The 12444-nt window shown below is 47.0% G+C and carries 8 protein-coding genes; 1 reads left to right on the top strand and 7 read right to left on the bottom strand.

The genetic code is table 11. The features are described 5' to 3' along the window. Nucleotides 1–3: 3 nt before the first annotated feature. A complete protein-coding gene (locus PRUB_RS17335; protein ID WP_010384884.1) occupies nucleotides 4–2427 on the bottom strand; it encodes a penicillin acylase family protein in 2424 nt (807 codons plus the stop codon). Nucleotides 2428–2596: 169 nt separating this feature from the next. Between PRUB_RS17335 and PRUB_RS17330 the strand changes: the two genes are divergently transcribed. After that, nucleotides 2597–4738: a winged helix-turn-helix domain-containing protein gene (locus PRUB_RS17330; protein ID WP_010384883.1), complete on the top strand. Its 2142-nt coding sequence runs from the start codon at nucleotides 2597–2599 to the stop codon at nucleotides 4736–4738. 134 nt (nucleotides 4739–4872) lie between these two features. Here PRUB_RS17330 and PRUB_RS17325 read toward each other — a convergent pair whose 3' ends face one another. The 6 genes from PRUB_RS17325 to atpD form a co-directional block, all read right to left on the bottom strand. Then, the gene (locus PRUB_RS17325; protein ID WP_010384882.1) at nucleotides 4873–5064 is read right to left on the bottom strand and encodes a hypothetical protein; all 192 of its coding nucleotides are present in this window, start codon (nucleotides 5062–5064) and stop codon (nucleotides 4873–4875) included. 72 nt (nucleotides 5065–5136) lie between these two features. After that, nucleotides 5137–5331: a hypothetical protein gene (locus tag PRUB_RS17320; protein ID WP_010384881.1), complete on the bottom strand. Its 195-nt coding sequence runs from the start codon at nucleotides 5329–5331 to the stop codon at nucleotides 5137–5139. Between the two features lie 732 nt (nucleotides 5332–6063). Then, nucleotides 6064–9150, bottom strand: coding sequence for an efflux RND transporter permease subunit (locus PRUB_RS17315; RefSeq protein WP_010384880.1), 3087 nt, complete (start codon nucleotides 9148–9150; stop codon nucleotides 6064–6066). Further along, nucleotides 9147–10211 carry an efflux RND transporter periplasmic adaptor subunit gene (locus tag PRUB_RS17310; RefSeq protein ID WP_021032745.1) on the bottom strand — a complete coding sequence of 355 codons (1065 nt, stop codon included), beginning with the start codon at nucleotides 10209–10211 and terminating at the stop codon, nucleotides 9147–9149. The genes PRUB_RS17315 and PRUB_RS17310 overlap by 4 nt, the downstream gene beginning before the upstream one ends. 392 nt (nucleotides 10212–10603) lie before the next feature. Continuing rightward, on the bottom strand, nucleotides 10604–11020 hold the full coding sequence (locus PRUB_RS17305) for a F0F1 ATP synthase subunit epsilon (RefSeq protein ID WP_010384877.1): 417 nt from the start codon (nucleotides 11018–11020) through the stop codon (nucleotides 10604–10606). A 13-nt stretch (nucleotides 11021–11033) separates the two neighbouring features. Then, the gene (atpD, locus tag PRUB_RS17300; protein WP_010384876.1) at nucleotides 11034–12419 is read right to left on the bottom strand and encodes a F0F1 ATP synthase subunit beta; all 1386 of its coding nucleotides are present in this window, start codon (nucleotides 12417–12419) and stop codon (nucleotides 11034–11036) included. Between the last annotated feature and the right edge of the window lie 25 nt (nucleotides 12420–12444).

Genomic DNA, 12444 nt, shown 5'->3' with positions numbered 1-12444 from the left:
GGCTTATTCCTTATGCTCAGCAGGGATTAGCTTGAGCGAGTACTCGGTTTCCTGTGGCAGGAATGACGAGAACACGCCCTCTTGCCAATCTTTGTGCCCGGCCAGCCAGTAGGGCGACATCGGATTAGATGCCTGACCTACGGGCATGTGGAAAAATCCACTCTGTTCTTCGCCAGGTGTCACACCCATGCGCATAGATGCACCAAAGTTCTGCTCCTGTACCAGAGGCATATTGATGTCACCATCCGCGCCATATTCAGGGATGTTGAAGAACTTACCGATGAACGGCAGTGCCCCTGCTACAGGATGAGAAATGGCCACTTTGTTGTAGTCGCCCCACTTAGCATTGGCGATGGTGCCATGGGTGTTATTAAAGTGATTGTTCAGGAATGACAATGCATCGGCATACAGCCCCTGCCAGGAGTCGTAACGGGTATTCAGTAAGTGTGCAGGCTGCTCATTCACCAGTTTCCAAAGTGGGCCTTCCCACTGACTGGTCAAACTGAAGTAGTCAAAGACGGTAGAGTCTGGGTTTCGCTCATGCACATCATTCAAGATGCCACCAAACACCCGCCGGGCAACTTGCGTTCTGAATGCTCTGACTAACAGGTAGCCCGTTGATTCTTTAGTCGCTTTGCCATTCCAGTTATTGACGATTTCACGGTATTCGGCCAGCTCAGGGTGTTCAGCCAGGAACTCCTCATTGAGGATAGACAGCAATAAGTACTGCCAGCGCTGAAGAAAAATAGCGCGACTATCTAACTGAGTGCGTAGCATCTGCGCTTCACTCGGCTCATGCATGACCCGCAAACCATTGTGGATCTGATTTGCCCTGGCACCCAGTGCATAGTTCTCACGGCCAATCAAATCGAGTTCATCCCCGGATACAACCCGGGCATTGGCCGTAAACAGAAACCCTGATTCCGGATTCATACGCTTAGGGTACTGTGCTGAGTCCAAAAATCCGGACCAGGCGTACTTATCGTTATCATAGGCAACCGGTGCCCACACTGAATGTGCTCGTTCAGGCAAAGCCCCTAACATGGTCCAGCCGATATTGCCCTGCGCGTCACCCACAACCACATTGAGGTGTGTCATATGTGCATCATTGAATAAAGGAAGGGAAGCATCGACACTCGTCGCCTGCTCAACATCAATGAGTCCCAGATTGACGGCTGTCGGAGAGTGGGCCACCCAGCGTAACACCAGCAGATCACCATTCTCCTCCCGTTCAACAACCGGGCCATATGGCGTCATGTCAATGACAAACTCAATCGGCGTTGCATCTTTTACATCAATGGTTTGCGTTACGGGCGTTACCAGCGCCTGACTCTGCTCAGCAGGGATCCGCAGTAAATCAGACCAGTCACCCATAGAGTTGGTAAAGCCCCAGGCAATGTGCTGGTTACTGCCCGCTATCATGAGCGGTAAACCTGGTAAAGAAATGCCCGACAGCTGATGCTTTTTAGCGGCCTCTTGCCAGGCATACTCAACCCGATACCAGATGTTCGGCACTGTTAAGTTCAAGTGCATATCATTGGCAACGAGGGCTTTACCAGACAGTGTATTGTCACCAGACACAGCCCAGTTATTACTACCAGCCACGGACGGTGTGTCTTTCAGTGTCAAAGCATAAAGTGATTTTTGATGTTCAGTCAGCGCCAGGGTTTGCTGCCCACTCTCTTCAGATTCGGCCAGAGAGTAAACATCCGCATCCGGCATCGGTGCTGTCGCTATATGTTGTGCGTCGAGCGGTTGATCCCAGGTTGTGCCTAATGGCACCAAAAAGTCGACCAGAGCCTGAGGTAGCGTTTGCTGCAGTTTGTTTAGATAAAGTGCATTGTGGTAATCGCGTCCCTGCATTTCCATAAACATGGCAAACGAAACCAGGAACGAGTCTTCAGGCTGCCAGTTTGCAGGCGTCGCCTGGAGCACAGCATATTCAAATGGCGCGCTCTTTAGCTTATCCAGCCCGCTATTTACCCCTTCGACGTACGCGTCGAGTAACGCCTTATGCTGTTTGTCGAGATTGGTATAAGCCTGACGTGCACTGTGCTTAAACTGATGAAGCCTGGCTTCCTTATCCGCATTGATAAAAGACTCACCAAACAAGGCGCTCAGCTCACCGGCCGCTTTGCGACGCAGAAAATCCATCTGGAAGAAGCGTTCCTGAGCATGAAGAAAGCCCATGGCCCGAGCCGCATCTGTTCTGGTGTGGGCAACAATAGAAGGCAAACCATTGCGGTCTCTGTCGATCACCACTTCATGTTCAACATGAGGGATCGTCACCTCACCATTTAATAAAGGCAGTGCAGAGTTTAGTCGTGCCCACAACCAGTAGCTTGTGCAGCTAGCGACTACCATGGTTGATAAGCCACTAAGTAATAGTGCCTTTTTTACTTTGCTGTATTTTCTCTTTGTGCTCATCTTCAAATTCCAATTCCGGTTCCTGTTCCTTGTGCACGACACACGGTGAACAAAACTAAACTGGTGAAGATAATTGGATAATCAGCTCAGAAAGACAAAACACTTCCCATTATATTGTGTTACATTGGCTGGTAACAAAAAAACACAATAACAAAAACCCAATACGATCATGAACGGTAACACTGTTAACAGGGAAATATGGCTCGAAGACAATCAGGTAACTGTAGGTCAATTTCAGATCGACTTTAAGAAGACCCGTCTTTACAACACGGAGATTGCTGAAGAGCAGGAAAACCATGTAATCAAGCTAGAACCTTTGACAATGGAGCTCCTGTGCTACCTGGTCAAACGCAGGGGTGACTATGTTAGCCAAAAAGAGCTGCTAGATCATGTCTGGGACGGCCGCGTAGTGTCTGATAATGCCATCCGCAGAGTGGTTAAAAAGCTCAGGGATGCGCTCGGCGATGACGTCAAATCACCCACCTATATCAAAACAGTGCCCAGTAAAGGTTACTTACTCATTGCTGAGGTCAGTATTGAAGCAGTCACACAAGGTAACGGACCTGATCACACCACCGAACTTTCTCAGGCCTCAGACTATGAATATATACATAAGAAATCAAAAGCAAAGCTTAAGCCACTGTATTTTATACTTATAATTGCTTTATCTTGTGTCGCAGGTTATGCCTATTATGCATTGCCGAACCAAGTGGCTGTAAAACAGGTAAAAACGGTCACAAGCATGTCTGGTGAGGAAGGATGGGCGGATTATCACAAGGGAACCGACATGGTGATCTATTCTCACCGCAAAGATGTGTCGGGTTTTTTTGGTTTATATATCAAATCGCTTTCTACCAATGTAACTAAAAGACTCAGCCCGGGAGACGCAAACTATTATTCTGCCAAGTTCTCCAAAACGGGTAAGCAAATCGCACTGCAAAGACAAAAAGGCAGTCAGGCCGAATTAGTCATACTGACACTCAACGACACCATGGATGTGTCTAATGAGGAAGTCATTTATCGTTATGATACTTTACAGCCCAATTTATCCTGGGCGCCAGATGACAAGGCGCTGTATTTTTCTTTGAAAAAAGAACCGGACTACCCCAACACCATTTTCAAAATTGATATCGACAGCAAGCGCTTAACACAGGTCACTTATCCTGATTTTAACCCGCATGGCGATTACTTTTCCGCCCTGTCTCCAGATGGGCTGCACCTGGGCGTGCTGAGATATTCAAACTATCAGCGCACCCATTTAATTATCTTAGAACTCGCTTCCGGAAAAGTGCAAAGCAATACGGTATTAGATTTTATTCCATCTAATATTGTGTGGGATGAAGGCAGCTCAGGCATTTTTCTGGCCAATAGTAATGAGATCCATTTCTTTGATACCCGAACAAATGAACTGACTCCCCATGTTCAAACCGCCTTTGGTTTATCTTCAATTTATAGTACATGCGGCGATAACTGTTTACTGGTAGGTAAAGAAGATAAGAACGTGCGGGATATTGCGGAGATCAAGAACCCATTTTTAGAGGAGAATATCTACAATCTGTTTGAATTTTCTCTTTCTGGCAAAGAAGGTCACCCGGATTACCTGGCCGATTCTGACAAAATTGTCTTTCGATATGAATTTGACAACATACCGCAGATCGTAACTTACTCAACAACGGGCGAGATGGAATTGTTAACCGAATTTACTGAACATCACGGTATCAGTAATCTGGATTACCATCATGCAAGTCGCTCTGTACTGGGCATTCTGGATCACCAACTGTTTGTCCTGGATATCAATAGCAAACAGATCCGCTATCTCACAACGCAACTGGAAAACATTCAAAACCCCAGCTGGAGTAATGATGGTCGTTCAATTTACTTCTCACGAAAAGAAGGGAACCGATTCTGGCTGGTGCGCCATAACGTTGATGATGGTAAATCTGAGCAGATAGTACCCGATGTATTGAGTGCACGCGAAGGCACCGCGGGTCAATATCTATTTTACCATCAAGCTGATGGCCAGCTGCTCAAAGCCCCTCTTGCCAGCCCGCAACAAGGCACCTTGATAGCCAATATCAAACCAGCGTCAAATACATCCTGGCACCTGACCGATCAATACGTCTATTACTCTGTGTCTGACGGGTATAAATTCGATCTGGTCCGTACGGATCTGAACACGGGAGAGTCTGAACGTACCTTGTTACTGAAGCATGCATTCTATGCAAAATTCCAGATTCACCCAAGCGAAGAGAAACTCTTACTTCTGCAAAGGGCGGCACCGAGCTCAGATTTATACAATGTGTACTTTTAGAAAGAAAAATGTCTTCAGCGTCACGGAGTCATGCTGCTGAAGACATCGCACTAGAAAAAACAGGTGTATCGACAATCGGTATTTCGCGCTCTCAGGTTACCGTACAGGGCGCTTTTTACCCACTGTGATAAAAACTATTTAGGGTCTTTCCATGGCCAGCAGTGTGGGAAACTCTCACAGCTCGGGGTAATCAGAAATTCAATAGGTATAGCATCAGCGCTGCCTGAATTGGGGGCTTCCGAGGCCTGAGCCTGCGTCCCGGCGATAGACAAAGTGACGGTAAACAAAAGGGCTTTAATCGCTGCTAAGGTGTTTGTAGAGAACATGCTATATCCTTTGTTATTTCTGTTTATTGTTTATTATTTCTGTCTTATAAATTGTTTTGAACTACCTAACTATCAGTCGCCGCTGGTTTCTACTTCTGGCCAGCAGTGCGGAAAGCTTGCACAACCAGGGACAATAACAATATCGCTGAGTTGTGCATAGACCTGTCCATCGTGTGACTCTGCTGCGCTTGCTGTATGGCTCATGGCCAGTAATGCTGCTGCAATTGTTGATGCCATTAATACTGTTGATTTAATTGTTGTTTTCATAATTAGCCCCTGATTTGCTGTTTTTTGATCTGATACAATGTTTTTTCTTGTTGATTATTTATTATTCACCTGTGTGCGTTGGCCAACAATGTGGAAAGCTCGCACATGCAGGGAAGACATCAACACTTTCAGATACAGACGTCTGTTGTACATTGTTGGTGTTTTGTTCAGATGCGTTTACTGAAACAGCTGTAAGGGTAAGTAAAGTAGCCAGTGTGAGTGTTTTTAAAGTAGATAGCATTTTAGTGTCCTTATTATTTAAGTTTTATAATTTTTAAGGTGCGCTTTCGATGTTTATCGTTGTGCCCCGAGTTGATGGAATCTACTTTAAGCCCAATTGTTTCATTTACCACGCCACCATTCATGACTACGCATTATTTCGCTTTGCACACCTCAGGAACAAAAAATAAAACATTAAAAATCATAACCATGGATAGAAAAGTTATGTCGCGTTGAATGATTTTTTAAAGAACATGGCAAGTTTTTTCTCACTTGATAGCGAATAGTCACAGGCTTTTTTTTAATCACTACTCAGAAATTCGACCGAGGCTCTGAAAATCCCTATCTGATCACCCAGATTTTTCCGCTGCTTTTTAATATTGCTCAATTAATCAGCAACACTCCCTTGCGCATTACGTCTGAGTGCATGCATTTTTCAACCGCTTTGACATACACAAAAAAGGCCACCTGGATCAGGTGGCCTTGACGGGTTCAACAACAACGTATGAAGAATTAAGTGGTTTCGACAGGCCGGGTAGCCTCATATTCAGATTCATTCCGGGTAAAAATTGGCAAGCTGAGCAAGGCGGCCATCACGGATAGCGAGAACAGGGCGCTAAAAGTCATGCCCCCCACAATCACAATCGCCAGACCTCGATAAATTTCCGACCCCACACCAGGTATCAAAGCCAATGGCAACATGCCAAAAATACTGGTCAAAGTACTCATGTAAATGGGTCTTGCTCGCGACTTGATCGCGGACTGGATTTTTTCACTGACAGAAAAGCGGTTGCTATCTAGTTCGTTAAAATGCCCGACAAATAAAATCGCATTGTTAATCACCAGACCAATGAGAATAATGAATCCCATCATGGAGATCACATCCAGCGGTTGGTAGCTCACCAGATTGACCACATTCAGTGCCAGCATGCCACCAATCAGTGCGATGGGCAGCGACAACATAATTGCCAACCCGTTTCTGAATGATTTAAACCAGCCGGATACCAGCAGAAACAGTATCAGCATGGCAAAGCTAAACTGTTGCAGCATATCTGAAATAAGGGCATTCAGTTTACTTGCGCTGCCGCGATACGACACTGATACGGATTCTGGCATATGCGCGTCAATGATCGGCGTCACTTGCACCTTTAAGTCCTCAATAAATGACGACAAAGGCATACTCGGCGGCGGAGTCACATTGATAGACAACGTGCGGAACCCGTTCAGCCGATACAATGAGCTCGGACCTACATCCAGCTCATAATCAACCAGAGTGCGTAGCAGAGTGACCTCATTTTCTAATGGAAAGTAAAGCGGTGTATCCATCACATGGTTAATGGCCCGCCAGTCTTCTCCCTTGATATAGATAGGTAAGTTCTTTGTGCCGTTGGAGTATTCACCAATATACACCCCATCAGTTAATGCCCGAAGCTTTTGTGACAGGTTATATTGAGACTCACCAAGCTCCAGCAGCTGATTGTCTTTGGGTGTGAAGATAATCTGTGGATCATCATTGTATAAAGGGGTGTTGCTCCAGGGGTTAGCATATCCCATATGGGTGTTAAGGTGCTCGTAAATCTCACGGCCAATGATTTGTAAATCATCCAATGAGGTCCCGGTAAAATCGATGGTCACCCGTCGATTGGTCGACAAACCAAATCCAAGTAACGAGTTAAAACTCGCATACACATTAGCATGTACAAATTCGCTCTGTAGCGTCTCGGTAGCCCATGTTTTCAGTTCCTCGGCACGTGCGGGATCGGTGGGATAAAGTACCAACTGAATCGATGAACTGCCTGAAACAAAAGACAGGAACTTCTCAACCTGCGGTCCGTCATTATGCTCCTGACTTGCCTCGATTAGCCGGTTAACAGGCATCAATAACTCTCGCGTCAGAGCCTCATTATTCATACTCTGATTCACACTTACAGACACGTTGACCCGTGTGCCTTCAACCTGTGGCAGAATGTTTAATTTTGGCGCCAATAAGATCAAGCCAATCAGAGGAAGCAACACTAACACAACTAACATGACCACCCGGCTGCGTGTGCTGACCACCATATTGGCCAGATAAGCCGAAACACGTTCGACAAATCCACCGGTTGTATTTTGTACTTGAATGATGGGCAATAAATAACGCAGCAACAAAGGCAGCAAGAGTAGCGCAACAAACAAAGAGGCACCCAACGCAGACGAAATGGTAATCGCCAGATCATGGAATAGTTTGCCTTCTGCACTTTGCATTAACAGGATCGGCGCAAACACTATGATGCTCGATACAACAGAGTTCACCAGCGCACCCGATACTTCTGACATGGTTTTTCGCACTGCATCGAGTGTTTTTTCACCTTGTTCACGGTACCGAACCGCCGTTTCAACCACCACAATGGCGGCATCCAGGATCATCCCGGTGGACAGCGCAATACCCGCCAGAGAAATGACGTTGAAGGTTCGTCCTAGCATTTGCATAGCCAAAAATGTCGCCAATATCGAAATCGGCAGACTGACAAAGATCATGGCTATCACGGGTAATTTTCGGACAAATAAGAACAGGATTAAAGTCGACAGAATAACCCCGAGGATCAGGTTATTTTGCACCATCGCCACGGCACTCTTAATGGTTTTTGAATCATCTTTGGTCAGTTCGACCTGCACACCTAACTCTGGCAGTACCGTTGTATTCAATTCCGTGATCACCTGCTTCAGCTGTGCCAGTGACGCCAGGGCATTCGAACCATTGGCAGCGTTGACACTGACATAAAAAGCCTGCTGACGCTTCCAATACACAGGGGAAGAATCTGTGACGAACGCGTTCTCAATGTACGCCACATCCCCCAGGGTCACGACCTTTTGTTCATTTTTGGCGATGACCAGCCCATTTAGCTCAGCAATGTCTCGCCGCCCTTCAAATCGCACCGCAAAATTACGTGTACCCTGCTCAACAATGCCCACACTTTGATCCAGCGAGTTACGCAGCAAGTTAAGCATCTGGTCTATTGTCAGCGCATACTTCGCCAACTTTTCAGGATCAAAAATAATATCAATGCGTTGCTCGGTTGACGCCAAAGGTGACAGATTACTGATCCCTGGGATTGCCAGGATCCGCGGCCTGACAAACTTTTCAAATACGTCTGTGTATAAGCTTCTATCTGCTGTGACACCAGCGCCATTGGGAAACAGCACCAAGCCCGCAATACTGCCTTTATTGTCTTTGGACTTGTTCTGAATGATCGGCTCAAGTGCGGTATTTGGGCGTGTATTGAATTGATTCATCTTATCGATGACTTCGATGTATGCCTCCTGCATATCCGTACCTGGCTGGAAGGTCATATTAACCCAGGCAAAACCTGTTCCAGTATCCGTTTCATACCGCAACACACCCGGGACCTTACTGAGTAGCTCTTCAACAGGCTCGACAATTTGCCGCTCCATTTCCATAGGAGAGGCACCAGGCCAGAAGTTCCCCACCACTATCCGATCCTCACCAATATCAGGAAGCAACTGAACCGGTAACTTGGGTATGGCCGTGATACCCAGAATAATAATGACGAGGAAAAAGCTCACCACATAGTGAGGGCTTTTCAATATTGCGTGATTCATAACTGAGCCACCCTTTCATCCACTTTAACAACATCTCCGGGCTTGAGACCCAATCCGCCACGCGTAACCACCACTTCGCCAGCAGACAGCGCCCCGGTCACGACATAGTTGCCATTCACCCCTGCCAGCACTTTCACAGCGGCCTTCTCCACCGAGCTATCGGCCTTCAATTTATAAACGAAACTATCTTCGCCTCTGGGGATCAGTGCGTCTCCTGGGATCACCAGGCTATCTGGAATGCTAATTTTAAGTGTGATAGTCAGGTTGGAACCCAGCACTAAGTGCTTTTTCAATGCCTGCTCAGGCTCAACAAATAAGGTAACGGCACCCGTACCAACACTTACCTCAGGCACAACCCTGGCCAGTTTTGCAATCCCTATACGTTTAGGTCTTTGTAGCTCGCTCTCGATGATCAGCTCAGCATGTTCATCTATATGATCCAACAGCTCGATAGGCAACTGGCTGGACAGTTCAATGTCATCAAAACTATTCACTCTGGCGATTGCATCACCTTGCTGAACATATTCCCCCCTGCGGACAAAAGTCTCGGCGACAAACCCACTGCCCGTCGCCCGGATTGTACTCAGTGCGATATGTCGTTGGATTTCGGTTAAGCTGATTTCCAGCTCGGATAACTTGGTTTTTGCCGTCGCCAGCTCATAGGTTATTTGGTCCAGCTCAGAGCGGTTGACACTTTGTGTTTGCGATAAGGTTTCCAGCCGCTTAAGTTCCACACTTAAATACCCGACCTGAACCTCAGTCTGGCGGATCTCATAGCGCTTCTTTTGCTCGGATAAGACCAGAAACTGGGTGTCTAGCTGAGCGATTGTGTCACCCGCATTGACGCGCTCACCGGCCTTTTTAATCTTCACGACATGTGCGCTGGTGTAACTTGAAAGGACCGTTGCGTCAGAGTCGACGACCTCAGCCACTAATTCACTGGTTATCCCTCGGTGATTCTCGATAACCCTGGCAGTCGTCACTATCCGCTCAGCCAGGGCATGGTGAGATGCCAGTAGCAATAGAATCAGCCCGACCCGGTGCGTTAAATTTTTCATCATTGTTGATCCCCATAATTCACATTTCTTCTTACGTGTTTGCGTGAGTCTAGAGAACCTGGATGAGATTTGAGAAGTGAAGTGTTGTTACCTCATGCAACGACGTGTGACCAAGCAATCATTAGCATAATAAACATAGAGTTAAAAATAACACAGTGAGCCAGTCTGTCGCTCTGGCAACAACTGAACGAGTACACGAAACAGCACATTGAAGCATTTTCTACCATTCAGCTTATGTGAGCTGCAGATTATCAGTGCCAAATAAGCACTAGGCGCACAGTGTACGACAGGGTGCCACTGGCTGAAATGAAAGGTGGATATAGAAGCAGGTCGATTGACCAGGCATAAAAAAACCCACGCAGTGCGTGGGTTTTTTAAACCAGATAGGTGGCTGCTTATTTGCGCAGCTGGCGTAGAAGACGTAGCTGAGCAAGGGCTTCTTCAAGCTGCATGGCAGCTTGCTGGTAATCCAGCTCGCCTGCAGTGCCTGAAGCCAATTGCGCTTCCGCTTCACGTTTAGCTTCTTCAGCAGCTTGCTCGTCAATTTCTTCCGCACGGATCGCAACGTCAGCAAGGACAGTTACGGTCTTAGGTTGAACTTCCAGCGTACCACCTGCAACATAGATAAACTCTTCAGTTTTATCTTCTGTTACTAAACGTACCATACCAGGTTTTAGGCCAGTCAGTAGTGGTGCGTGACCCGGGTGAATACCCAGCTCACCTTCACTACCTGTCACTTGGATCGCAGTCACGTCACCAGAGTACAAACTCTTTTCAGCGCTCACTACGTCAAGGCGTACTGTCATTGCCATAACAACCCCCTAATTACATGTTTTTGGCTTTTTCGATCGCTTCGTCGATTGAGCCAACCATGTAGAAAGCCTGCTCTGGCATGTCATCGTATTCACCGTTTAAGATGCCTTTGAAGCCAGAAATAGTGTCTTTCAGTGAAACGTATTTACCAGGTGCACCTGTGAATACCTCAGCAACGAAGAACGGCTGAGACAGGAAACGCTGGATTTTACGTGCACGAGATACAACTTGCTTATCTTCATCAGATAGCTCGTCCATACCTAGAATTGCGATGATGTCTTTCAGCTCTTTATAACGCTGAAGTACAGTCTGAACGCCACGTGCAGTCTCGTAGTGCTCGTTACCGATTACTAGCGGGTCAAGCTGACGAGATGTTGAATCTAGTGGGTCTACCGCAGGGTAGATACCTAGAGACGCGATATCACGTGAAAGTACAACGGTTGCATCAAGGTGCGCGAACGTCGTTGCTGGTGACGGGTCAGTCAAGTCATCCGCAGGTACGTATACGGCCTGGATTGACGTGATTGAACCAGTCTTAGTAGATGCGATACGCTCCTGTAGTACACCCATCTCTTCTGCAAGAGTTGGCTGATAACCTACCGCTGAAGGCATACGACCTAGTAGTGCAGATACCTCAGTACCCGCCAGCGTGTAACGGTAGATGTTATCTACGAAGAACAGTACGTCACGACCTTCGTCACGGAACTTCTCTGCCATAGTCAGACCAGTCAGAGCAACACGCAGACGGTTACCCGGTGGCTCGTTCATCTGACCGTATACTAGCGATACTTTGTCTAGTACGTTTGAGTCGTTCATCTCATGGTAGAAGTCATTACCCTCACGAGTACGCTCACCAACACCGGCGAATACAGAGTAACCGCTGTGCTCGATTGCGATGTTACGGATAAGTTCCATCATGTTTACGGTTTTACCTACACCAGCACCACCGAACAGACCAACTTTACCACCCTTAGCGAACGGACATACAAGGTCGATTACCTTGATACCTGTTTCAAGTAGCTCAACTGAGCTGCTTTGCTCTTCGTATGAAGGTGCAGCGCGGTGGATTGACCAACGCTCTTCTTCACCGATTGGGCCGGCTTCATCAATTGCGTCACCCAGTACGTTCATGATACGACCAAGTGTTGCTGTACCAACTGGAACCTTGATTGGCTCAGCTGTACCTTCTACTGAAGTACCACGGCGCAGACCGTCAGTACTACCTAGTGCGATACCACGTACCACACCGCCACCTAGCTGCTGTTGCACTTCTAGTGTCAAACCAGCCAGGTCGCCTTCTGTAACTTTTAGTGCGTCATATACGGCTGGCACGTTGTCTTGTGGGAACTCGATGTCCACAACGGCGCCGATAATTTGGACGACCTTACCTAAACTCATGTCTATTCCTCTCGTTAAACTTTGC

The sequence above is a fragment of the Pseudoalteromonas rubra genome, assembly GCF_000238295.3.
Lineage (GTDB): Bacteria > Pseudomonadota > Gammaproteobacteria > Enterobacterales > Alteromonadaceae > Pseudoalteromonas > Pseudoalteromonas rubra.
This window is presented reverse-complemented; position numbering and strand designations above follow the sequence as displayed.